We start from the raw sequence: 24,803 nt of genomic DNA on the forward strand, positions 1-24,803 counted from the left end.
TGAGTTATTTCATGGCTTGGATGTGATAAAAATGATTTGTAGCATGACAGGATTTGGTAGAGCGAAAGTTGAAAATGATACTTTTCAAATTACAGTAGAAATGAAATCGGTGAACCACCGTTTTCTAGAGATGAGTATTCGACTTCCGAAGCAAATGATGGTATTTGAAGACAAACTTCGTAAAATAATTGCAGAACAAGTTCGACGTGGGCGCATTGAAGTGTCTATTAGTATAACGGGTGAAGGGCTTGTTGAAAGAAAATTAAGTGTGAATTGGGCGCTTCTTGAGCAGTACCAATCGATTATGAAAGATATAAAAGGAAAGTTTCAATTACAAGATTCTATTACACTTGAGCAATTGATGGCAATGCCAGAAGTAACAGCAATTGAAGAAATAGAAAAAGTAAATGAACAATTCGAAAACAGTTTATATGAGGCTGTTCGTCAAGCTACTCATATGTTAAAAACGATGAGAGTTGGCGAAGGAGAACGATTACATAAAGATATAGCGTATCGTTTGCAAGAGATTGACAATTGTGTAAACGCAATTATTCCACATGCACCGATGGTTACACAAAAATATCGTGAACGATTAGAGAATCGCTTAAAAGAATTACATAATCAAGATCTGGATGAACAAAGATTGCTAACAGAAGTTGCAATGTTTGCAGAGCGTTGTGATATTCATGAGGAATTAGTTCGTTTGCAAAGTCATTTAGATCAATTTCGTGAAACACTGCAAATTGAGGAACCAGTTGGAAGGAAAATGGACTTCATCGTGCAAGAGATGCATAGAGAAATTAATACGATTGGTTCTAAGGCAAATGACCTAACAATTTCAAAATATGTGGTAGAAATGAAAAATAACCTTGAAAAAATTCGTGAACAAGTACAAAATATTGAGTAGCTTTCAAAAAATATATAAAGTTATACGTGGTGGAGAAATCGGATAGACTTACTAGGAGGCGCAAACTATGGCCATGCGGTTTTTAAATATTGGATACGGAAACATTGTATCTGCTCATCGAATTATTGCTATTGTAAGTCCGGAGTCAGCTCCTATTAAACGAACAGTACAGGAAGCACGTGAACATAATGCTTTACTTGATGCTACGTATGGGAGAAAAACAAGGGCGGTTATTGTTATGGATGATGGGCATGTTGTATTAAGTCCAATTCAACCAGAGACGATTGCACATCGTTTGAATAATAAAGAAGATTTAAGTGAGGAAGGGTAGGTTTTACATATTTATGAGAAGTAGAAGAGGATTGCTCATCGTTCTTTCAGGACCTTCTGGGGTTGGAAAAGGAACGGTTCGAAAAGAGCTGTTTAGCCATGAGGATACACGTTTTCAGTACTCTATTTCAGTAACGACACGTAAGCCACGTGAAGGTGAAGTAGACGGTGTGGATTATTTCTTTAAAGAGAGAGAAGAATTCGAGGAAATGATCCGTAATGAAAAATTACTTGAATGGGCTGAGTTCGTAGGTAATTATTACGGAACACCGATTGACTATGTTGAAAAAACATTACAAGAAGGAAAAGACGTATTCTTAGAAATTGAAGTGCAAGGAGCAATTCAAGTTAAGAAAGCTTTCCCAGAAGGTGTATTTATTTTCTTAGCACCTCCAAGTTTATCTGAGCTAAAGAACCGAATTGTCGGTCGTGGTACAGAAACTGAAGATGTTATTGAAAATCGTTTAACTGTAGCGAAAGAGGAAATCGAAATGATGGACGCTTACGACTATGTAGTAGAAAACGACCGAGTTGAATTAGCTTGTGAAAGAATTAAAGCAATTGTGGTTGGCGAACATTGCCGCCGCGAAAGAGTAGCAAAATATTATAAAGAAATGACGGAGGGTCTATAATTATGTTAAATCCATCAATTGATTCATTATTAACAAAAATCGATTCTAAATATACACTTGTAACAGTGGCTGCAAAGCGTGCGCGTGAAATGCAACTTGCTAATAACTGTGTGATTGAACAACCTGTTTCTCATAAATGTGTAGGTAAAGCATTAGAAGAAATCGATGCAGAAGTGTTAAGCTACGTACCAAGTGAAGATGGAGTAGCTGAATAAGACTTTGCCTTCGACAATTTAAAACATAGACTTTATAATTTTCTATGTAACGGTAACAACCTATTTACAAGTAGGTTGTTATTTTTTTACGATAGGATGAAATATTGGTACTGACGAGCTGAAAATTCTATTTCGGTATTATAAGTTTGAAAAAGAAAGAGGACGAGTCATATGCTAAAAGGGAAAAAGATACTTCTATGTGTAACAGGAGGCATCGCGGTTTTTAAAGCGGCTGGGTTAACGAGTAAATTGACACAAGCTGGTGCTATTGTAAAAGTAATGATGAGTGAGTCAGCAATGAAGTTTGTTACGCCTCTTACATTTCAAGCACTTTCTCGCCATGATGTATATACAGATACATTTGATGAGAAAGACTCAGCTGTTATTGCGCATATCGACTTAGCAGATTGGGCAGATGTAGTACTTGTTGCACCTGCTACAGCCAATTGTATTGGAAAGTTAGCTAACGGTATTGCAGATGATATGATTACAACGACTTTGTTAGCTACTACAGCCCCAGTGTGGATTGCACCTGCTATGAATGTGCATATGTATGAAAATAAAATTGTTCAAAAAAATATGATGACGTTAAAAGAGTTAGGATATACATTTATTGAGCCTGGAGAAGGCTTTTTAGCGTGTGGTTATGTAGCGAAGGGAAGATTAGAAGAACCTGAAGCAATTATTGCACGGTTAGAGGAGGCTTTCTCGGAAAAAAAGCCATTGCAAGGAAAAAGAATATTAATAACTGCTGGCCCGACACGCGAAAAGATTGATCCAGTTCGTTTTATGACGAATTTTTCTTCAGGGAAAATGGGATATGCCATTGCAGAGGAGGCAGCAAAATTAGGTGCTGATGTCATACTTGTTTCAGGACCGACAGCATTAAATATGCCATTACATGTAACAACGATACAAGTGGAATCTGCACAAGATATGTTAGAAGCGGTTCTTCAACATTATCAAAATGTAGATGTTGTCATTAAAACAGCAGCAGTTGCAGATTATCGTCCGAAATATGTTCACGATAATAAAATGAAAAAGAAAAATGGCGATGCTGTAATTGAACTCGAGAGAACAGTAGATATTTTAAAAACGTTAGGTGAGATGAAGGACAAACAGTTACTTATCGGTTTTGCGGCTGAAACGACAAACGTAGAGGAATACGCAACGAAAAAATTACGTGAGAAAAATGCGAATATGATTGTTGCGAATGATGTAAAGGCGCAAGGAGCTGGATTTGGTACAGATACGAATATTGTAACAATGTATAGAAAAGATGGAGAAGTTATTGAGTTGCCGCTTTTAACGAAGAAAGAGGTTGCTCGTGAAATATTAAAGCAAATCGAAATGATGTTGGAAGATGATCGTTTATGAAATTTGCAAGTGTAATTGTTGATGTACCTGCTCGTCAGACAGATCGCCCATTTGATTATATTATCCCTAAAAAATGGGAAGATATTGTCCAGACAGGAATGCGTGTAGTTGTTCCGTTCGGCCCGAGGAAATTGCAAGGATTTATTATTGGGATTAAAGATTCTGTTGACGTAGAAAGTAAGAAACTAAAAACAATCCATGAAATATTAGACGTAACACCGGTTTTAAATGAGGAATTATTAAAGCTTGGGTATTGGCTTACAAGTGAAACGTTATGTTATATGATTTCAGCTTTCCAAGTAATGCTTCCGACGGCGATTAAAGCAACGTATAAAAAGCGTCTGCAACTTCGTGAAAAAGAAACAGTAGCATCTGAAATATTGTTTTTATTTCAGGACAAGGAAGCGATAGATTGGGAAGCGATTGAGACGCAGCCACAGTTATACCGCACTATTCAACAAGAAATTAAAAATGGCACGATTGAAGTTGTATATCAAGTGAAGGATAAAGTGCAGAAGAAGAAACAAAGGGTAGTTCAGCCGGAGTTGCCAGAAGATAAATTGGAATTAGCGGCATTTGAACTGAAAAGTAAAAAACAACAAGATGTACTCTATTATTTTGTGGAAAATTATAAAAGTGTACCGTTGAAAGTGATAACAGAAGAATTACAAATAACAGATGCCCCAATAAAAGCACTTGTCAAAAAGGGGCTAATCTCAGAAAAGTATGTGGAAGTATACCGAAATCCGTATGACGATGATGATTTTGAACAAACGAAACCATTTCCACTTACTGAGGAACAAAAACAAGTCATTACACCGATTTTATCATCAATTACAAATGAAACTTACAATCCATTTTTACTATATGGTGTTACAGGAAGTGGAAAGACAGAAGTGTATTTACAATCCATAGCAGCAGTACTCGAGAAGGGGAAAGAAGCTATTGTACTTGTTCCTGAAATTGCGCTAACGCCTCAAATGGTAGATCGTTTTAAGGGAAGATTTGGCTCACAAGTTGCAGTTCTTCATAGTGCGCTGTCTGTTGGAGAAAAATATGATGAATGGCGTAAGATTTTAAGAAAAGAAGTGAAGGTCGTAGTTGGTGCGCGTTCAGCTGTTTTTGCGCCTTTTGAAAATTTAGGAATTATTATTATCGATGAAGAACATGAATCGAGTTATAAGCAAGAAGATAATCCGCGGTATCATGCAAGAGATGTAGCTGTGTGGAGAGGACAATATCATAAATGTCCTATCGTTCTTGGTAGTGCAACGCCGACGCTTGAATCGTTTGCAAGAGCAAAGAAAGGTGTTTATGAACTACTAACGATGGAAAAACGCATGAATGAACAAGCTTTACCAACTGTAGAGATTGTTGATATGCGTGAAGAACTTCGTGATGGGAACCGATCAATGTTTTCCAAGGCATTGCATGAAAAAATAGCAGATCGATTAGAAAAGAAAGAACAAATGGTACTCTTTTTAAATAGAAGAGGTCATTCTACATTTGTTATGTGTCGTGATTGCGGCTATGTTGTACAATGTCCGCATTGTGATATTTCACTGACATATCATAAAATGAACCATCGTTTAAAATGTCATTATTGCAGTTACGAAGAGAATATGCCATCTGCGTGCCCCGCTTGTCAAAGTACATATATTCGTTTCTTTGGTACAGGTACACAAAAGGTAGAAGAAGAAATTACAAAACTATTTCCAGAGGCACGAGTCATTCGAATGGATGTAGATACGACAAGTCGTAAAGGGATGCATGAAAAGTTATTAAAGGCGTTTGGGGAAGAAAAAGCAGATATATTACTTGGAACACAAATGATTGCTAAAGGATTAGACTTTCCGAAAGTAACGCTTGTTGGGGTGTTAACTGCAGATACAATGCTTCATTTACCTGATTTTCGGGCGAGTGAAAAGACTTATCAGTTATTGACGCAAGTAAGTGGACGAGCAGGCCGACATGAATTGCCAGGGGAAGTTATCATTCAAACGTATACGCCAGAACATTACAGTATAGAGTTAGCAAAGAACCAACAATATGATGTGTTCTTTGACCAAGAAATGCAAATGAGACGAACGAGACAATATCCACCTTATTACTATGTTGTACTTGTGACAGTATCTCACCCAGAATTATTAAAGGCAGTGCAAGTGACGGAAAAAATTGTCGGTCAATTGCGAATGCATTGTACGCAGCAGACGATGGTATTAGGACCAGTTGCTTCAGCAATTCCAAGGATAAAAGATAGATATCGTTATCAATGCATGATAAAATACAAACGGGAACCAAACTTAAAGAACGTGCTCAAAATGGTAAATGAACATTATCAAGCAGAAATGCAAAAAGAGCTACAAATCTCAATTGATTTTAATCCAACAATGTTAATGTAGCGGAGGGAAATATGGCAGTTTTAGAAATAGTAAAGCATCCAAATGAAGTGTTAGAAACACCATGTGAAAGAGTAATTAACTTTGATAAAAAGTTGGTGAAATTGTTAAAAGATATGCATGAAACAATGTTAATTGCGGATGGAGTTGGTTTAGCTGCGCCTCAAGTAGGGGTAAGCTTGCAAGTAGCGGTAGTTGATATTGGTGATGATACGGGAAAAATCGAGTTAATCAATCCAGCCATCCTGGAAAAACGTGGTGAACAAGTAGGTCCCGAAGGCTGTTTAAGCTTCCCGGGACTTTATGGTGAAGTGGAGCGTGCCGATTATATTAAAGTAAGAGCGCAAAATCGTCGTGGTAAAGTATTTTTATTAGAAGCGGAAGGTTTTTTAGCGCGTGCCATTCAACATGAAATCGATCATTTACACGGTGTATTATTTACATCTAAAGTGACGAGATATTACGAAGAAAATGAATTAGAATAGGCATTAAAGGAGCGGTTTTTGAATGATGAAAGTTGTATTTATGGGAACACCGGACTTTTCAGTGCCGGTGCTTCGTCGTCTTATCGAAGATGGTTATGATGTAGTAGGTGTTGTGACACAACCCGATCGTCCAGTAGGTAGAAAAAAAGTATTAACGCCTACACCTGTTAAAGTTGAAGCAGAAAAACATGGTATTCCAGTGTTACAACCGTTAAAAATTCGTGAAAAAGACGAATATGAAAAAGTATTGGCACTAGAACCAGATTTAATTGTAACAGCTGCTTTCGGTCAAATTGTACCAAATGAAATTTTAGAGTCACCAAAGTATGGATGTATTAATGTCCATGCCTCTTTGCTTCCAGAACTTCGTGGTGGTGCACCGATTCATTATGCAATTATGGAAGGTAAGGAAAAAACGGGCATTACAATTATGTATATGGTAGAAAAATTGGATGCTGGTGATATCTTAACGCAAGTGGAAGTGGAAATTGACGAGCGTGAAACGACAGGTTCATTATTTGATAAGTTAAGTGAGGCTGGGGCACACCTTCTATCTAAAACAGTACCGTTATTAATTCAAGGTAAGTTAGAACCAATTAAACAAAACGAAGAAGAAGTAACGTTTGCATATAATATAAAACGTGAGCAAGAGAAAATTGATTGGACAAAAACAGGTGAGGAAGTATACAATCACATTCGCGGATTGAATCCATGGCCAGTTGCTTATACGACTTTAGCAGGACAAGTTGTTAAAGTATGGTGGGGAGAAAAAGTACCCGTAACTGAAGTGGCTGAAGCAGGTACGATTGTTGCGATCGAAGAAGATGGTTTTGTTGTAGCAACTAGTAATGAAACGGGTGTTAAAATTACTGAGTTGCAACCTTCTGGTAAAAAGCGTATGAGTTGTTCGCAATTTTTACGTGGTACAAAACCTGAAATTGGAACGAAGTTAGGAGAAAATGAATGAGACAAAATGTTCGTGAGTTAGCTCTTGATGGTTTAATTCAAGTAGAAAAAAGTGGTGCATATAGCAACTTACTTTTAAATAATCTAATCGAAAAAAGTTCAATTGATAGAAAAGATATTGGTTTATTAACTGAAATTGTATACGGGACGATTCAACGTCGTGATACATTAGATTATTATTTACAACCTTTTTTAAAAAAGAAGGTTGAGGCGTGGGTAAGGGTATTGCTTCGCTTATCGTTATATCAAATGATTTATTTAGACCGAGTGCCAGAAAGAGCGGCTATTCATGAAGCGGTTGAGATTGCAAAGCGTCGTGGGCATAAAGGGATTGCTGGTATGGTGAACGGTGTATTACGTTCGATTCAAAGGGAAGGTGTACCTTCTGTAGATGAAATCAAGGATCCAGTAGAACGTCTTGCAATTGCAACGAGTCATCCAGTTTGGCTTGTCCAAGAGTGGGCTTCGGAATATGATTTAGAAACTGCAGGGAAAATGTGTGAAGTAAACATGTTACCACCTGTACCAACAGCACGTGTAAATGTTGATAAAGTAACAGTAGAAGAAGCGATTGAGTTATTGGCAAGTGAAGGTATAGAAGCAAAACGTGGTGATTTGTCAGATGATGCGATTCAAATTGAAAGAGGGAATGTAGCGCATACAGATGCGTTCAAAAAAGGTTTTCTTTCTATTCAAGATGAAAGCTCTATGCTTGTAGCACGTGCTTTAGAACCGAATGAGGGAGATGTAGTTCTAGATAGTTGTGCTGCTCCGGGCGGAAAAACAACGCATATCGCAGAGCGACTAAAAGGAACTGGTAAGGTCATGTCTCTTGATTTACATGCACACAAAGTGCGTTTAATTAAACAACAAGCAGATCGACTTGGTCTAGAAAATATAGAAACAAAGGCATTAGATGCTAGAAAAGTGCAAGAGCACTTTGCAAATGAAACGTTTGATAAAATATTAGTAGATGCACCATGTTCTGGATTTGGTGTAATTAGACGTAAACCTGATATTAAGTTGGGTAAAGATAAAGGCGATAGTGAAAGATTATCGACGATTCAACTTGCCATACTAGAAAAAATAGCACCGTTATTAAAACAAGGTGGTCGCCTTGTTTATAGTACGTGTACAATTGAAAAAATAGAAAATGAACAAGTAATAGAGCGATTTTTACAAGAGAATCCTGAATTTGAGTGGGATACTACGATAAAAGAGCGTATGCCAGAAAAGTTAAGTCCGTATATTGATGAAGGTCAAGTACAAATTTTACCGCATTATTTTGCAACAGATGGCTTTTATATTGCTTGTTTAAGGAAGAAGGTGTAGCATCATGGAAACGACTGTAAGAAAACAAAAGAAAAATGTAGAAACGAAAAAACCATCAATTTACTCATTACAACTTCATGAAATGCAAGATTGGTTAAAGGAACAAGGTGAACCAAAGTTCCGTGCTGGACAAATTTTTGACTGGTTATATAAAAAACGTGTAAAAAATTATGAGGATATGTCAAACCTTTCTAAAGGATTGCGTGATAAATTGTCGAATTCCTTTGATATTACTACATTAAACACGTTAGTAAAACAAACGTCTTCGGATGGGACAATTAAATTCTTATTCCAGTTATATGATGGATATTCTATTGAAACGGTATTAATGCGACATGAATATGGAAATTCCATTTGCGTAACAACGCAAGTTGGTTGTCGTATTGGATGTACGTTCTGTGCTTCTACACTTGGTGGATTAAAACGAAACCTAGAAGCTGGAGAAATCGTAGCGCAAGTAGTAGAAGTACAGCGTGCGCTTGATGAAACATCCGAACGTGTAAGTTCTCTTGTTGTTATGGGAATTGGAGAACCATTTGATAACTACGATAATTTAATGGGCTTTTTACGCATCACTAACCATGAAAAAGGTCTTCATATCGGTGCGAGACATATGACAGTTTCGACGAGTGGAATTATCCCGAAAATTTATAAGTTCGCTGAAGAAGATTTACAAATTAATTTTGCGATTTCATTGCATGCTCCAAATTCAGAGTTACGTTCAAAATTAATGCCGATTAACCGTGCTTATAAGCTACCTGATTTAATGGAAGCTATTAAATACTATGTAAATAGAACAGGGCGTCGTATTACATTTGAATATGGATTATTTGGAGGAGAAAACGACCAAGTTGAGCACGCTGAAGAACTTGCTGCGCTCTTAAAAGGTGTAAAATGTCATGTGAACTTAATTCCGGTAAACTACGTACCTGAACGTGATTATGTACGAACACCACGTGAGCAAATTTTCTTATTTGAAAAGACGCTAAAAGATCGTGGAGTGAATGTAACGATTCGCCGTGAACAAGGTCATGATATTGATGCTGCCTGCGGTCAGTTGCGTGCGAAGGAGCGCAAAGAAGAGACGAGGTGACGAGATGAAAGCCGTGTTTCTATCAGATAAAGGAAAAGTTCGTCAACATAATGAAGATAGTGCAGGAGTTTTTCACAATTTAGATGGAAATATTTTAGCGGTAGTAGCAGATGGAATGGGGGGGCATCGAGCTGGTGATGTAGCTAGCTCGATGGCCATTCAATTATTCCATGATTATTGGAAGCAAACGCATAATATAAATGAGCCGAAAAAAGTAGAAGAGTGGTTACATACTAGTGTTGGAATTATTAATGAACGTATTTATGAATATTCTAAACAACATATAGAATGTAATGGCATGGGAACAACAGTTATCATAGCAATTTGTACGCCTAATTTTGTAACAATTGGCCATATAGGAGATAGTCGTTGTTATATGGTATCAGAGGGAGAGATATCGCTTGTAACGGAAGATCATTCTCTTGTAAATGAACTTGTGAGACATGGTGAAATTTCAAGGGAAGATGCAGAATATCACCCGAAAAAGAATGTTTTGTTAAGGGCATTGGGAACAGAAGAGAAAGTCGGATTAGATGTTAAAACATTGGTGTTAGAGGAAGATGATCAGTTACTTCTTTGCTCTGATGGATTATCTAATAAAGTTTCCATTGCTGATATGAAACAAATTTTACAGTTAAATGAACAACTTGAAGTTAAGGGACAACGTCTCATTCAATTGGCGAATGATCGTGGCGGAGAAGATAATATCACCCTTGTTCTTATTGATTATGCGGATTCGACAAACGAAAGTAGGTGAAGTGCAACGTGCTGATTGGAAAACGCTTAAATGACCGTTATAAGCTGCTAAAAATGATTGGTGGCGGAGGAATGGCCAATGTATATTTAGCTCATGATGACATACTCGGCCGGGATGTAGCGGTAAAAATATTAAGACTCGACTATTCAAACAATGAAGAGTTTATTAAACGTTTCCATCGAGAAGCGCAATCTGTTACAACGTTGTCGCATCCAAATATTGTGAATATGTATGATGTTGGGGAAGAGGATGGTATATATTATCTTGTAATGGAATATGTACCTGGACAAACATTGAAGCAATACATAATAGAGCGAGGGATGTTACCTATAGGAGAAGCTCTTGATATAATGGAGCAGTTAACATCCGCCATGGCACACGCCCATCATTTTGAAATTGTGCATCGTGATATAAAACCGCATAATATTTTAATTCGAGCTGATGGAATAATAAAAGTAACAGATTTTGGAATTGCGACAGCTACAAGTGCAACAACAATTACACATACAAATTCAGTACTTGGTTCGGTGCATTACTTATCACCAGAACAAGCACGCGGCGGGATAGCAAATAAACAATCAGATATTTATTCCCTAGGAATTGTTATGTTTGAGTTGTTAACAGGAAGACAACCGTTTTCTGGCGAATCTGCTGTTGCTATAGCTTTAAAACATTTACAAAGTGAAATTCCGTCTCCGAAAAGATGGAATGAAAATATTCCGCAAAGTGTCGAAAATATTATATTAAAGGCAACTGCGAAAGATCCGTTTCATCGATATCAATCTGCTAATGCGATGAAACGAGATATTGAAACTGCACTATATCCAGAGAGGATAAATGAGCAACCATTTTACATACCGGAAGATATGGAAGCGACAAAAGCGATTCCAATTATTCAACAGGAACAATTATTCGAAAATGTAACTGATGAAACAATTGTCTTAAAGGGAAGCAAAGTGGATGAACAGACAAGAAAAGAAGATGCAGATTTAAATAAGAAGAAAAAACGAAGTAGTAAATGGCTCAAAATTTTAATTACAACATTTTTACTCTTAGCGATTGGAATAACGTTAGCGCTTACTGTTATTCCGGGATTCTTTATTCCAAAAGATGTAAAGGTCCCTGATGTGGCTGGTATGAAGTATACGACAGCAGTAAATACATTAGTTGAAAAGGGTTTTGAGGTTACGGAACCTAATATTGTATATACAGATGATGTTGAATCTGGGGATGTCATAAAAACAGACCCTGTGGCAGGAAGAGTTGTAAAAGAAAACTCTAAAATTACTATCTATCAATCAGGTGGAAAAAAGAAAAGTAAGATGAGTGATCTCACAGGAAAAGATTTTGAGAGTATAAGGTCTGAATTAGAAGAAAAATATAAACATGTTACAATAAATTATATTGAAAATGATAGGCCAAAAGGTGAAATCGTTGAGCAAATTCCGACGCCGGATCAAATGGTAGTAGAGGCGGAACAAGAACTGAAAATTTGGGTAAGTAAAGGTCCTTATCAAATTAGACCAGGTGATTTTTCGGGATGGACTGAAAATAGCGTAAATGGTTATTTGAATGAGAGAAAACTAACTCCAGATATAAAACGAGAGTATTCCGATACTGTTGATAAAGGACTTGTAATTTCACAATCTCCAAAACCAGGAACACCGTTAAAAGAAGGAGATAAAGTGACGGTTATCATTTCAGAGGGTCCTAAGCCGAAAGTAACGAAAACAGTGAAAGTGGATAATATTTCTATTCCGTATGAATCTTCTATAATAGGTGAGAAAAAACCGCAAACGATAGAAATTTATAAAGAAGATATGCAACAAAAAATGGATAGACCAATTGAAACTAGAACGATTACAGAGTCGGCAACAATTTCTTTAGAATTTATTATCCAAGAAGGTACAAAGGGACACTATAAAATCGTAAGAGATGGAGTTACGATTATTGACAATGAAGTACCATATCCAACTCAATAATAGTGGCCGTTATCGCTTTCTATACAGAAATATGATGTATTACTCTTGCCTGTTATGCTATCTACAACGTGGATGGTATAACAGGCAAAAATATATGATTCAAAAAGCTATAAAGATGATACTGTTATAAATAATATGTCGAATTTGATGGTAGATTAAATATGGTAACCTTGGTGTAGATTTGATGGGTTTGAAATGATTATTTAAAGAATTCTAATCCATTCAATATTAATGACAGCTTCACTTTATACAAAATAAAGGAGAATTATATGCCAGAAGGAAAAATTATAAAAGCTCTAAGTGGGTTTTATTATGTGCAGCATGAAGAAGGAATTACACAATGTCGCGGGCGTGGTGTATTTAGAAAGAATAAAATTACGCCACTTGTAGGAGACCAAGTTGTCTTTCAAGCAGATAATCCGAGTGAAGGATACGTGCTTGAAGTATTTGATCGAAAAAACGAACTTGTTAGACCTCCTATTGCTAATGTTGACCAAGCGATTCTTGTTTTCTCTGCAGTAGAACCAGATTTTAATCCCGGATTGTTAGATCGATTTTTAGTGCTGATTGAATATCATAACATTAAGCCGATTATTTGTATTAGTAAGATGGATTTAGTGGATGAAAAAATGAGAGAGACTGTTGAATCGTATGCAAATGACTATCGTGAAATGGGATATGATGTATTATTTACTTCTATAAATACATCGGAAAGTATTGATATTTTAAAACCATTTTTAGAAGGTTGTGTTTCTGTCGTTGCAGGGCAATCTGGTGTTGGAAAATCTTCTATGCTTAACGTTTTACGTCCAGAGTTAGAACTGAAAACGAATGATATTTCCTCGCATTTAGGGCGCGGGAAACATACGACAAGACACGTGGAATTAATTGCGATTGGAAGTGGACTAGTTGCAGATACACCTGGTTTTAGTTCACTTGATTTCATAGATATAGAAGTAGAAGATCTTACATATTGTTTTCCAGAGTTGAAAGAAGCGAGCCAATACTGTAAATTTAGAGGGTGTACACATCTTTCTGAACCGAAATGTGCTGTAAAGGCAGCTGTTGAAGAGGGGAAGATTACAGAATATCGTTATAAGAATTACAAACAATTCGTAGAAGAAATTAGAGAGAGAAAGCCGAGGTATTAGTTATGATTAAAATTGCACCATCGATCTTATCAGCAGATTTTTCAAAATTAGGGGAAGAGATTAAAGATGTAGAAAAAGGCGGAGCAGATTACATTCACGTCGATGTAATGGATGGACATTTCGTACCAAACATTACAATTGGACCATTAATTGTAGAAGCTATTCGTCCAATTACATCGTTACCGCTAGATGTACATTTAATGATTGAAAATCCTGATAATTATATCCCGACTTTTGCAAAAGCGGGAGCGGATATTATTACTGTTCATGTAGAAGCTTGTCCTCATCTGCATCGTACAATTCAGTTAATTAAATCTCATGGCATTAAGGCGGGAGTTGTATTAAATCCGCATACGCCAGTTTCAACTATTGAGCATGTATTAGAAGATATCGATATGGTATTACTTATGACAGTAAACCCTGGATTTGGTGGACAGAAATTTATCCATTCTGTATTACCGAAAATTAAACAAGTTGCAGAAATGGTTAAAGAGCGCAATTTAGAAGTAGAAATTGAAGTTGATGGTGGTGTGAACGCTGAAACAGCAAGACTTTGTATTGAAGCAGGAGCAAATGTACTTGTAGCTGGATCAGCAGTATACAATCAAAAAGACCGCGGTGAAGCAATTCGTGTCATTCGTGGATAATGAATGAACGAGTCTGTATCCTAGTGAAGCTTTTAGTTCAGTAAGCTTTCACTATTTACAAAGGGTAGAGAAAAATATGTAAAAAGGCAATCTACCGAATGGCAGATTGCCTTTTTATAATAGAAGGGGAAGAAAAAATGATTATTCATATTTTAGCAGGAGGTCCTGCAGAATATTGTGCAGATTTTTCGCGATATGAAAATGAGCAAGTAGTGTGGGCGGCGGTTGATAGAGGCGTGTATCGTTTATTAAAAAGAGGTATTACTCCTGCTGTTGCGTTTGGAGATTACGATTCAGTAACAGAAGAAGAATTAGTATGGATGGGACAGCAAACGAGTGAATTACATATTGTTCCGCGGGAAAAAGATCAAACGGATTTAGAAATTGCAATTAACTGGGCGTTAGAACAGAAACCGGCATTAATTCGTATTTTTGGTGCTACGGGCGGAAGGCTTGATCACGGTTTAGCAAATATACAGATGCTTTTAAGAGGGTTAAAAGTAGAGGTAGAAATGTGCATTGTAGACAATAAAAATGAAATAACAGTTAAAGAAGTGGGGACACATACAATTGAAGTGAATAAAAATTTCCCTTATGTATCTTTTGTGCCGGTTACTGAAATAGTGGAAGGGATTACATTGCTTGGGTTTAAGTATCCTCTTACGAATAAAACAATAGAGTGGGGATCTACACTTTGTATTAGTAATGAACTCGTTGAGGAAAAAGGTACTTTTTCATTTACTTCTGGCATATTAATGGTGATAAGAAGCACTGATTGAAGAAACAATTTTGCTCCTTACATCATATAGTGAACAAGTGGAGTAATGGGGATTAGGAGGGAAACCATGAGATTTTATACAATTAAGTTACCTAAATTTCTTGGTGGAATTGTTCGTGCCATGTTAAATACCTTCAAAAAGGATTGAAAAAAGCACCTATTACCGGTGCTTTTTCCATTGGTATAGTAAAAAAAGAGCCTAGCGGCTCTTTTTTTTATTATTAAACACGTTCGATTTTGCCAGATTTTAATGCTCTAGCAGAAACGTAAACACGTTGAACTTTTCCGTCGATGCGTACGCGAACTTTTTGAAGGTTAGCGCCCCATTTACGTTTTGTAGCGTTCATTGCGTGAGAACGAGAGTTACCAGAACGAGCTTTTCTTCCAGTGATAGCACAAACACGAGCCATTTATATTTCCCTCCCTTGATACCTTACCATACGTAATTTTTCAATGTTAGTCTTTTTTGCGATGCTAAAAACACTACTATAATTTAACACAACTAAAAAGAGAATGCAACACCGTAGAAAAAAGAAATCAAGAAAAATTACTTGACACTATATGTCGATGATGAAAAGTTGAAATCAAGAAAAATTGCTTGACATATTATAGTGGTACATGTTGTATAATAACAATGGACTATTTTGCTCATCATAAAAAATGTGATTTAAAACATAAAATATGAGAGTGAAAAGAAAGAACGATGGAATTTTCTTTAAAAAGATTATATGATAGTAACTAAAGTAGTCTAGCTCACTTTCACCATTTATGAAGGGGGAAACGAGATGTCAATTGAAATTAAAACTAAGTATGGTCAAATTGATATTAGTACAGATGTAATTGCAACAATTGCTGGAGGTGCCGCAGTAGATTGCTACGGTATCGTAGGTATGGCATCAAAAAATCAGTTAAAAGATGGTTTAACAGACATTTTACGAAAAGAAAACTTCACTAGAGGTGTTATTGTTCGTAAAGATGAAGATGAAGTACATATTGATATGTATATTATTGTGAGCTATGGTACGAAAATTTCAGAAGTAGCACATAACGTGCAGACGAAAGTGAAATATACATTAGATCAAACTGTAGGACTAGCAGTAGATTCTGTAAACATCTACGTACAAGGAGTTAAAGTAATAAACTTGTAATGTGCATTAAGGAGGAAAATCTGTGTCAATTCAAAAAATTGATGGAAAACGTTTATCACAAATGATCATGCAAGGAGCGAATAATTTAACAAATAATGTTCAGCTTGTTGATGCATTAAACGTATTTCCAGTTCCAGATGGCGATACCGGTACAAACATGAACTTATCTATGACTTCAGGCGCACGTGAAGTGAAAGCAAATCCTTCACAGCACGCTGGTAAAGTCGGTGTAAGTTTAGCCAAAGGATTATTAATGGGAGCTCGTGGTAACTCTGGGGTTATTCTATCTCAGTTATTCCGTGGTTTCTCTAAATCCATTGAACAAAAAGAAGAATTAACAACAGTTGATTTTGCTGCAGCTTTAGATGCTGGGGTAGAAGCGGCTTACAAAGCGGTTATGAAACCGATTGAAGGAACGATTTTAACGGTTGCAAGAGAAACGGGTAAATATGCAGTAACAGTTGCGAAAAAACAGCGCGACTTTGTTTTGTTTATGGAAGACGTTGTGAAAGAAGCGAATGCATCGTTAAATCGTACGCCAGATTTATTACCTGTATTAAAACAAGTTGGCGTTGTAGATAGCGGTGGTAAAGGTCTTGTTGTTGTATACGAAGGATTTTTAGCTGACTTAAAAGGAGAAACGATTTCTTCTAATGTGTCTGCCCAACCATCTATGAATGACATGGTACGCGCAGAACATCACCGTAGTGTACAAAGCCAATTGAGTACAGAAGATATAAAGTATGGATATTGTACGGAATTCATGGTGAAATTAGAGCCTGAAAAAATGAAAGAACATAATTTCTCTGAACAAAAATTCCGTGAAGATATTAGTGTATACGGAGATTCACTACTTGTTGTATCAGATGATGAGGTTGTTAAGGTTCATATTCATGCGGAACATCCTGGAGATCCTATGAATTATGGACAACGTTATGGTAGCTTAATTAAGATTAAAGTAGAAAATATGCGTGAACAGCATACTGCTTTATTAGATGAACCTACTATGATGCCTGAGCAACCAAGCCAATCGAAAGAGAAGCAACCGTATGGTATTGTAACTGTAGCTATGGGATCTGGTATTAAAACTTTATTTGAGAGCATTGGTGCGACGAAAGTTATCGAAGGTGGCCAAACGATGAATCCAAGTACGGAGGATATCGTGAAGGCGATTGAAGAAGCAAATGCTGAAAAGATTATCATCTTGCCAAATAACGGTAATATCGTGATGGCGGCAGAACAAGCAGCGTCAGTAGTGGATCAAGAAGTTATTGTTGTTCGTTCTAAAACAGTTCCTCAAGGTATGGCTGCAATGTTAGCATTTAATCCAGTTGGAACATTAGAAGAGAATGAAGAAAACATGAAAGAAGCTTTATCTCATGTGAAAACAGGTCAAATTACGTATGCGGTTCGTGATACTGAAATTGACGGTGTAGCAATTCAAAAAGATGATTTCATGTGTATTGCAGATGGAAAAATCGTATCAACAAATGCTGAAAAAGTAGGGGCTGCAAAGCAATTACTAGAAGCGCTTATTGATGAAGATTCTGAAATCGTAACGATTCTACAAGGTGAAGATGCAACTGACGAAGAAGTAGCTGAGTTAGTTGAATTTGTAGAAGAGAATTTTGAAGATGCAGAAGTAGAAGTGCATGCTGGGAACCAACCAGTGTACTCTTTCATCTTCTCTGTAGAATAAGAAAAGATTCGTTTTGAAAATAAATGGATTCCTTACTTGCTAATGAATACGAAGTAGTAATATGAAGTTTGTTACTAGTTGGTGTTCAAAGGGCTAGCATATTGAAGATAAAAAAGAGCCTTGCTGCTAATAGTGAGGCTCTTTTCTTTCGTGTTGTTTATGAGGGATTTGAGTAGTTTCTCTTAGAATGCCTATGATAGAATATATAGGGTGAAAGAGAGCGATTGCAGATGTTAATGAATACGCAGGTAAAGTGCAACAAAGAAAATAATGTGACGGGGTGTGAGAATTTTGAATGAAGGTGTACAAGTTCCTGTTACAGATGTAAAGGGAATCGGTGGAGAAACATCTGAATTACTACACGAGATGGGAATTTTCACAGTTTCTCATCTATTAGAACATTTTCCGTACCGTTATGAAGACTATGCGATGAAAGATCTTGCTGAAGTAAAGCATGATGAGCGTGTAACAGTGGAGGGGAAAGTTCATAGTGCTCCTTTACTGCAATATTACGGGAAAAAGAAGTCACGCCTTACAGTTCGTGTCCTTGTCGGTCGTTATTTAATTACTGCTGTATGTTTTAATAGACCGTACTATAAGCAAAAGTTAAAGTTAGATGAGGCAGTAACGATTACTGGTAAATGGGATCAGCATCGTCAAACGATTGCGGTATCAGAACTTCATTTTGGACCGGTAGTACGTCAACAAGAAGTAGAGCCTGTATACTCAGTAAAAGGGAAACTTACAGTGAAACAGATGCGTCGTTTTATTGCCCAAGCGTTAAAGGAGTATGGGGACTCTATAGTCGAAGTGTTACCTGATGGTTTGTTAAGTCGATATAAATTATTACCACGCTATGAAGCGCTCAGGGCCTTGCATTTTCCAGTAGGGCAGGAAGATTTAAAACAAGCACGCCGCCGTTTTGTCTATGAAGAGTTTTTCCTATTTCAATTAAAAATGCAAACGTTACGGAAAATGGAGAGAGAAAATTCGAAAGGGACGAAAAAAGAAATTCCTTCAGCAGAATTACAAGAGTTTATCGATACACTTCCGTTCCCGTTAACTGGTGCGCAGCGCCGAGTTGTAGATGAAATTATGAAAGATATGACATCTCCCTATCGGATGAATCGTCTGCTGCAAGGTGATGTAGGTTCAGGGAAAACGGTCGTTGCTGCAATCGGTCTGTATGCAGCGAAATTAGCGCATTATCAAGGTGCTTTAATGGTTCCAACAGAAATTTTAGCAGAACAACATTATCAATCGCTCGCGGAGACGTTTTCTCATTTTGGTATGAAGGTTGAATTGCTAACAAGTTCTGTTAAAGGTGTGAGACGTCGAGAAATTTTGGCGAAATTAGAACAAGGAGAAATAGATATCCTTGTCGGAACACACGCTTTAATTCAAGATGAAGTTATATTTCATAGGTTAGGTCTCGTTATTACTGATGAACAACATCGATTTGGTGTAGCGCAGCGCCGGGTTTTACGGGAGAAAGGTGAAAGTCCAGATGTATTATTTATGACAGCCACTCCAATTCCACGTACGTTAGCGATAACTGCATTTGGAGAGATGGATGTATCTATAATCGATGAGATGCCGGCGGGTAGAAAGGTAATTGAAACATACTGGGCAAAACATGATATGTTAGATCGCGTTCTCGGTTTTGTGGAGAAAGAGATAAAAAAGGGAAGACAAGCATATGTTATTTGTCCTCTTATTGAAGAATCTGAGAAACTCGATGTTCAAAATGCTATCGACTTACATAGTATGCTAACTCATCATTATCAAGGGAAGTGTCAGGTTGGATTAATGCATGGGAGATTATCCTCTCAGGAAAAAGAAGAGATAATGGGACAATTTAGTGAAAATAAAGTGCAAATTCTTGTATCAACAACAGTTGTTGAAGTAGGTGTTAACGTACCGAATGCGACTGTTATGGTCATTTATGACGCAGAGCGTTTCGGTTTATCGCAGCTCCATCAGCTGAGAGGGCGTGTTGGACGTGGTAGTGAGCAATCGTATTGTTTATTAATCGCAGATCCGAAATCAGAAACGGGAAAAGAAAGAATGCGCATTATGACTGAAACAAATGATGGATTTGTATTGTCGGAAAAAGATTTAGAATTACGAGGTCCAGGGGATTTCTTTGGAAGTAAGCAAAGTGGTTTACCAGAATTTAAGGTTGCTGATATGGTACATGATTATCGGGCGTTAGAAACAGCGAGACAAGATGCGGCGATACTAGTAGATTCAGAAGCGTTTTGGCACAACGATCAGTATGCTGCCTTGCGCACGTATCTTGATGGGACAGGTGTGTTCCAAGGAGAGAAGCTCGATTAAAGGGAGTCAACAAAAATTTTTGTTGCATTCTACTTTTAATGATTATATACTACTGTTAGTACCTAGTCATAAAAAACGGATGGTGCGGTATGAAAAAAAGAAGAAGTAAAAAAGAAAGACAAGAATTATTACAACAAACAATCGAAACGAATCCTTTTATAACGGATGAAGATTTAGCTGAAAAATTTCAGGTTAGTATACAAACGGTTCGTCTGGATCGAATGGAATTATCTATTCCTGAATTAAGAGAGAGAATTAAGCATGTAGCTACAAAGCAACATGAAGAAGATGTGAAATCTTTACCGTTAGAAGAGGTTGTCGGCGAAATTATCGATATAGAATTAGATAGACATGCAATTTCTATCTTTGAAGTTAAGGTAGAGCATGTATTTAAAAGAAATCAAATTGCCCGTGGGCATCATTTGTTTGCACAAGCAAACTCACTAGCTGTTGCGGTTATTGATGAAGAATTAGCTTTAACTGCAAAGTCTACCATTCGATACATTCGTCCTGTAAAATTAGGAGAGCGTGTTGTTGCAAAAGCGCGCGTTGAAGATGTAGAGAATGATAAAGGACGGACGGTTGTCAAAGTGCGCAGCTTTGTTGGAGAAGAACTTGTTTTTACAGGCACTTTTGAAATGTATCGATCTAGTAATTATAGTGAGGAAGGTAACAACTTATGAAAATCGCAATAGATGCAATGGGTGGCGATCATGCTCCGAAGGCTGTCGTGTTAGGGGCAATGAAAGCTATTAAGGAATATTCAGATTTACATATTACGTTAGTAGGAAAAGAGGCAGAAATTCGTCAACACTTAACTAGTGAAGAGCGAATTACGATTCTTCATACAGACGAAAAAATTGAATCGACAGATGAACCAGTAAGAGCGGTTCGTCGAAAAAAACAAGCTTCAATGGTACTTGCAGCAGAGCAAGTGAAAAATGGTGAAGCAGATGCTTGTATATCAGCAGGTAGTACAGGAGCTTTAATGGCGGCTGGATTATTTGTTGTCGGTCGTATGGAAGGGATTGAACGACCAGCATTATCACCAACAATGCCAACTGTTGATGGAAAAGGTTTTGTTATGCTAGATGTTGGAGCGAACGTTGATGCAAAACCAATTCATCTATATCAGTACGCGGTAATGGGATCTGTTTACGCTGAGAAAGTAAGAGGGATTAAAAATCCTCGCGTTGGACTATTAAACGTTGGAACAGAGGACGGAAAAGGTAACGAGCTTTCTAAACAAGTCTTTGCAATGCTTAAAGACGCACCAATTAATTTCGTTGGGAACGTAGAATCGAGAGATTTATTGCAAGGTGTAGCAGATGTTGTTGTGTGCGATGGTTTTACAGGTAATGTAGCACTGAAGTCACTAGAAGGAACAGCTCTTGCATTATTCTCTATGTTAAAAGAGCAATTAATGAGTTCGTTTACAAGTAAATTAGCAGCAGCGGTATTAAAACCAAAACTTATGGTATTAAAAGATAAAATGGATTATTCGGAGTATGGCGGAGCGGCATTATTTGGATTGAAAGCTCCTGTCATTAAGGCTCATGGTTCTTCTAATGACCAATCGATATTCAGTGCGATTCGTCAAACGAGAGAAATGGTAGCGAAAGAAGTTATTCCTACAATTTCAAGTGTAATGGAGAAAGAGCCACTCCAATAAGAGGAGGATTTGAAATGGGAAAACTAGCATTTCTTTTTCCGGGCCAAGGTTCACAGGCAGTTGGAATGGGTAGACAGTTAGCGGATAATAATAAAGAGGTTGCGAAAGTTTTTGAAAAAGCAGATGAGGTGTTACAGGATTCACTTTCAGAAGTGATTTTTGAAGGACCACAGGAAAAGCTAACATTAACGACAAATGCGCAGCCGGCATTATTAACAACGAGTTATGCAATTTTGACAGCTTTGAAAGAGTACGGTATTACACCTGATTTTGTAGCAGGACACAGTTTAGGTGAATATAGCGCTCTTGTGGCAGCTGGTGCATTAACTTTTGAAGATGCTGTATATGCTGTAAGGAAACGCGGGGAATATATGGAAGAGGCTGTTCCAGGCGGGGAAGGTGCGATGGCAGCTATTTTAGGTGCTGACCCAGATATATTGAAACGAGTTACTGAAGAAGTAACAAGTGAAGGATATGCAGTGCAAATCGCTAATATGAATAGCACGAAGCAAATTGTGATTTCTGGAACGAAGCAAGGAGTAGAGATTGCTTCTCAAAGAGCGAAAGAAAATGGCGCGAAGAGAGCGATTCCGCTTAAAGTAAGTGGACCGTTCCACTCTTCACTTATGAAACCAGCAGCTGAAAAATTCCAAAGTGTTTTAAATGAAATTACAATTCGAGATACGAATATTCCAGTCATCGCGAATGTTACAGCGGACGTTATTACACGTGGTGCAGATATTCAAGAAAAGCTAATCGAACAGCTTTATTCGCCTGTATTATGGTATCCATCTGTGGAATATATGGTGAATCAAGGGGTAGATACATTTATTGAAATTGGACCTGGGAAAGTGCTTGCTGGACTTATGAAGTCGATTGATTCATCAGTGAAAGCATATGCGATATACGATGAAGAGACATTAAAAGATACCATTTCAAATTTGAGAGGAGAAAACTGATGTTAAAAGGAAAAGTAGCATTAGTAACCGGTGCTTCACGCGGGATTGGCCGTGCGATTGCAATAGATTTAGCGAAACAAGGGGCAAATGTAGTAGTAAATTATGCTGGTAATGAGCAAAAGGCAAATGAAGTAGTTGATGAAATAAAGAAATTAGGTTCGGATGCAATTGCAGTAAGAGCAGATGTTGCAAATGCAGAAGACGTTACGAATATGGTAAAACAAACGGTAGATACATTTGGACAAGTTGATATTCTTGTAAATAATGCAGGTGTAACGAAAGATAATTTATTAATGCGTATGAAAGAAGAAGAATGGGATACAGTTATTAATACAAACTTAAAAGGTGTATTTTTATGTACGAAGGCAGTATCTCGATATATGATGCGTCAACGTCATGGACGTATTATTAATATCGCTTCTGTTGTTGGTGTAACAGGGAATCCAGGACAAGCAAACTATGTTGCTGCTAAAGCAGGTGTAATTGGATTAACAAAAACATCGGCAAAAGAGTTAGCGAGTCGAAATATTACAGTAAATGCAATTGCTCCTGGGTTTATTGCGACTGATATGACCGATGTACTGGATGAAAATATAAAAGCCGAAATGTTAAAATTAATTCCTGCAGCTCAGTTTGGTGAAGCGCAAGATATCGCAAATACTGTCACATTTTTCGCTTCTGATCAAAGTAAATATGTGACAGGCCAAACGTTAAATGTTGATGGCGGAATGGTAATGTAATAAAAGAATCGATTTCAACTAGTTTTTTTTGCTAATATTTAATATAATATTTGAGGGGAGGTGAATGGAATGGCAGATGTTTTAGAGCGTGTAACAAAAATCATCGTTGATCGTTTAGGTGTAGAAGAAACTGAAGTAGTACCAGCTGCGAGCTTTAAAGAAGATTTAGGCGCAGACTCCCTAGATGTAGTAGAACTTGTAATGCAATTGGAAGATGAATTCGAAATGGAAATTTCTGATGAAGATGCTGAAAAGATTGCTACTGTTGGCGATGCTGTGACTTACATAGAGAGTCATCTATAATGCTTAAGTGAAGTCCCGTTTTTTAGCGGGGCTTCTCGGCTTATATCTGGAGGGACCTATGCCGTACCGAAAACATAGAGAAAAAAAATACGAAACAAAATATCGTGAAGCGTTTAAAGTATTTCAAGAAGAGATAGGTATTACGTTTACAGATGAAAAATTATTGATTCAAGCATTTACGCATTCATCGTATGTGAATGAGCATCGAAAAAAACCGCATGAGGACAATGAGCGTCTGGAATTTCTTGGCGATGCTGTATTGGAACTCACTGTATCACAGTATCTGTTTCAAAAATATCCGACAATGAGCGAAGGAGAGTTAACAAAATTACGTGCAGCTATTGTATGTGAGCCATCTCTTGTTCGTTTTGCAAACGAGTTGTCATTTGGTAGCCTTGTTTTATTAGGAAAAGGTGAGGAAATGACGGGTGGACGTGAACGACCAGCTTTATTAGCGGATGTCTTTGAAGCGTTTATTGGAGCCCTTTACCTTGATCAAGGGCTAGAAACAGTTTGGGGATTCTTAAAAGAAGTTGTATATCCGAAAATTAATGAAGGTGCTTTTTCTCATGTGATGGATTATAAGAGTCAATTACAAGAATTGATTCAGCGTGATGGTAGTGGCAATATTGAATACCAAATTCTGCAAGAAAAAGGACCGGCTCACAATCGAGAATTTGTGTCACGTGTTACGTTAAATAACGTGGCATTAGGTCTTGGTAGTGGGAAGTCGAAAAAAGAAGCAGAGCAACAAGCTGCTGCAGAAGCGTTGAAAAAATTAAAAGAACAACTATAAGGAATCCCCCTTTGAATGAGGGGGATTCCTTATGCATAGAATGAAACTTTCTTTTTGTTTGTAAATAAAAGGGAGGGAAATCCGTATAATGGCCC

The 24,803-nt window shown here is 37.3% G+C and carries 26 protein-coding genes; 25 read left to right on the forward strand and 1 reads right to left on the reverse strand.

Annotated elements, in window-relative coordinates:
* Window positions 1-31: 31 nt before the first annotated feature.
* From BAQ48_RS25250 to spoVM, 16 genes are all read left to right on the forward strand, one after another.
* Complete coding sequence (locus BAQ48_RS25250) at window positions 32-907, forward strand: YicC/YloC family endoribonuclease (RefSeq protein WP_071713217.1); 876 nt, start codon at window positions 32-34, stop codon at window positions 905-907.
* Between the two features lie 67 nt (window positions 908-974).
* Window positions 975-1,238 carry an extracellular matrix/biofilm regulator RemA gene (gene remA, locus BAQ48_RS25255; RefSeq protein WP_001251456.1) on the forward strand — a complete coding sequence of 88 codons (264 nt, stop codon included), beginning with the start codon at window positions 975-977 and terminating at the stop codon, window positions 1,236-1,238.
* Between the two features lie 13 nt (window positions 1,239-1,251).
* Entirely contained in the window at window positions 1,252-1,869 is a 618-nt protein-coding gene (gene gmk, locus BAQ48_RS25260) for a guanylate kinase (protein ID WP_002019101.1), read from the forward strand.
* 2 nt (window positions 1,870-1,871) lie between these two features.
* Complete coding sequence (gene rpoZ / locus BAQ48_RS25265) at window positions 1,872-2,084, forward strand: DNA-directed RNA polymerase subunit omega (RefSeq protein WP_000933966.1); 213 nt, start codon at window positions 1,872-1,874, stop codon at window positions 2,082-2,084.
* A gap of 171 nt (window positions 2,085-2,255) precedes the next feature.
* Window positions 2,256-3,461, forward strand: coding sequence for a bifunctional phosphopantothenoylcysteine decarboxylase/phosphopantothenate--cysteine ligase CoaBC (coaBC, locus tag BAQ48_RS25270; protein ID WP_000911763.1), 1,206 nt, complete (start codon window positions 2,256-2,258; stop codon window positions 3,459-3,461).
* Entirely contained in the window at window positions 3,458-5,863 is a 2,406-nt protein-coding gene (gene priA / locus BAQ48_RS25275; RefSeq protein WP_071713218.1) for a primosomal protein N', read from the forward strand. The genes coaBC and priA overlap by 4 nt, the downstream gene beginning before the upstream one ends.
* A gap of 11 nt (window positions 5,864-5,874) precedes the next feature.
* On the forward strand, window positions 5,875-6,345 hold the full coding sequence (gene def, locus BAQ48_RS25280; protein WP_000279467.1) for a peptide deformylase: 471 nt from the start codon (window positions 5,875-5,877) through the stop codon (window positions 6,343-6,345).
* A 22-nt stretch (window positions 6,346-6,367) separates the two neighbouring features.
* Window positions 6,368-7,312 carry a methionyl-tRNA formyltransferase gene (gene fmt / locus BAQ48_RS25285; protein ID WP_000978791.1) on the forward strand — a complete coding sequence of 315 codons (945 nt, stop codon included), beginning with the start codon at window positions 6,368-6,370 and terminating at the stop codon, window positions 7,310-7,312.
* The gene (rsmB, locus tag BAQ48_RS25290) at window positions 7,309-8,643 is read left to right on the forward strand and encodes a 16S rRNA (cytosine(967)-C(5))-methyltransferase RsmB (RefSeq protein ID WP_071713219.1); all 1,335 of its coding nucleotides are present in this window, start codon (window positions 7,309-7,311) and stop codon (window positions 8,641-8,643) included. The genes fmt and rsmB overlap by 4 nt, the downstream gene beginning before the upstream one ends.
* 4 nt (window positions 8,644-8,647) lie before the next feature.
* On the forward strand, window positions 8,648-9,736 hold the full coding sequence (gene rlmN / locus BAQ48_RS25295) for a dual-specificity RNA methyltransferase RlmN (protein WP_000450551.1): 1,089 nt from the start codon (window positions 8,648-8,650) through the stop codon (window positions 9,734-9,736).
* A 4-nt stretch (window positions 9,737-9,740) separates the two neighbouring features.
* The gene (locus BAQ48_RS25300; RefSeq protein WP_000648687.1) at window positions 9,741-10,493 is read left to right on the forward strand and encodes a Stp1/IreP family PP2C-type Ser/Thr phosphatase; all 753 of its coding nucleotides are present in this window, start codon (window positions 9,741-9,743) and stop codon (window positions 10,491-10,493) included.
* Window positions 10,494-10,501: 8 nt separating this feature from the next.
* Window positions 10,502-12,475, forward strand: a complete 1,974-nt coding sequence (prkC, locus tag BAQ48_RS25305) for a serine/threonine protein kinase PrkC (protein ID WP_071713220.1) — start codon at window positions 10,502-10,504, stop codon at window positions 12,473-12,475.
* A gap of 269 nt (window positions 12,476-12,744) precedes the next feature.
* A complete protein-coding gene (gene rsgA, locus BAQ48_RS25310) occupies window positions 12,745-13,626 on the forward strand; it encodes a ribosome small subunit-dependent GTPase A (protein ID WP_071713221.1) in 882 nt (293 codons plus the stop codon).
* 2 nt (window positions 13,627-13,628) lie between these two features.
* Window positions 13,629-14,273, forward strand: coding sequence for a ribulose-phosphate 3-epimerase (gene rpe / locus BAQ48_RS25315; RefSeq protein ID WP_071713222.1), 645 nt, complete (start codon window positions 13,629-13,631; stop codon window positions 14,271-14,273).
* A gap of 98 nt (window positions 14,274-14,371) precedes the next feature.
* A complete protein-coding gene (locus tag BAQ48_RS25320; RefSeq protein ID WP_071713223.1) occupies window positions 14,372-15,052 on the forward strand; it encodes a thiamine diphosphokinase in 681 nt (226 codons plus the stop codon).
* 66 nt (window positions 15,053-15,118) lie between these two features.
* Entirely contained in the window at window positions 15,119-15,199 is an 81-nt protein-coding gene (spoVM, locus tag BAQ48_RS25325; RefSeq protein ID WP_001213599.1) for a stage V sporulation protein SpoVM, read from the forward strand.
* A gap of 73 nt (window positions 15,200-15,272) precedes the next feature.
* Here the strand turns inward: spoVM and rpmB are convergent, their stop codons facing one another.
* Complete coding sequence (gene rpmB, locus BAQ48_RS25330; RefSeq protein ID WP_000124776.1) at window positions 15,273-15,461, reverse strand: 50S ribosomal protein L28; 189 nt, start codon at window positions 15,459-15,461, stop codon at window positions 15,273-15,275.
* Between the two features lie 375 nt (window positions 15,462-15,836).
* Here rpmB and BAQ48_RS25335 point away from each other — a divergent pair, with 375 nt between their 5' ends.
* The 9 genes from BAQ48_RS25335 (at window position 15,837) to rncS (ending at window position 24,708) form a co-directional block, all read left to right on the forward strand.
* On the forward strand, window positions 15,837-16,199 hold the full coding sequence (locus BAQ48_RS25335) for an Asp23/Gls24 family envelope stress response protein (RefSeq protein ID WP_000021109.1): 363 nt from the start codon (window positions 15,837-15,839) through the stop codon (window positions 16,197-16,199).
* A 22-nt stretch (window positions 16,200-16,221) separates the two neighbouring features.
* The gene (locus tag BAQ48_RS25340; protein ID WP_071713224.1) at window positions 16,222-17,898 is read left to right on the forward strand and encodes a DAK2 domain-containing protein; all 1,677 of its coding nucleotides are present in this window, start codon (window positions 16,222-16,224) and stop codon (window positions 17,896-17,898) included.
* A 291-nt stretch (window positions 17,899-18,189) separates the two neighbouring features.
* The gene (gene recG, locus BAQ48_RS25345) at window positions 18,190-20,238 is read left to right on the forward strand and encodes an ATP-dependent DNA helicase RecG (RefSeq protein ID WP_071713225.1); all 2,049 of its coding nucleotides are present in this window, start codon (window positions 18,190-18,192) and stop codon (window positions 20,236-20,238) included.
* An 89-nt stretch (window positions 20,239-20,327) separates the two neighbouring features.
* Window positions 20,328-20,921: a transcription factor FapR gene (fapR, locus tag BAQ48_RS25350; RefSeq protein ID WP_000747352.1), complete on the forward strand. Its 594-nt coding sequence runs from the start codon at window positions 20,328-20,330 to the stop codon at window positions 20,919-20,921.
* Entirely contained in the window at window positions 20,918-21,910 is a 993-nt protein-coding gene (plsX, locus tag BAQ48_RS25355; protein WP_000684089.1) for a phosphate acyltransferase PlsX, read from the forward strand. Before fapR ends, plsX begins: the two co-directional genes overlap by 4 nt.
* A 14-nt stretch (window positions 21,911-21,924) precedes the next feature.
* Entirely contained in the window at window positions 21,925-22,869 is a 945-nt protein-coding gene (gene fabD, locus BAQ48_RS25360; RefSeq protein WP_071713226.1) for an ACP S-malonyltransferase, read from the forward strand.
* Complete coding sequence (fabG, locus tag BAQ48_RS25365; protein WP_071713227.1) at window positions 22,869-23,609, forward strand: 3-oxoacyl-[acyl-carrier-protein] reductase; 741 nt, start codon at window positions 22,869-22,871, stop codon at window positions 23,607-23,609. The genes fabD and fabG overlap by 1 nt, the downstream gene beginning before the upstream one ends.
* A gap of 69 nt (window positions 23,610-23,678) precedes the next feature.
* Entirely contained in the window at window positions 23,679-23,912 is a 234-nt protein-coding gene (gene acpP / locus BAQ48_RS25370; RefSeq protein WP_000786062.1) for an acyl carrier protein, read from the forward strand.
* 58 nt (window positions 23,913-23,970) lie between these two features.
* Complete coding sequence (gene rncS / locus BAQ48_RS25375; RefSeq protein ID WP_001146870.1) at window positions 23,971-24,708, forward strand: ribonuclease III; 738 nt, start codon at window positions 23,971-23,973, stop codon at window positions 24,706-24,708.
* The last annotated feature ends 95 nt before the right edge of the window (window positions 24,709-24,803 follow it).

The organism is Bacillus luti (assembly GCF_001884105.1).
Taxonomy (GTDB): Bacteria; Bacillota; Bacilli; order Bacillales; family Bacillaceae_G; genus Bacillus_A; species Bacillus_A luti.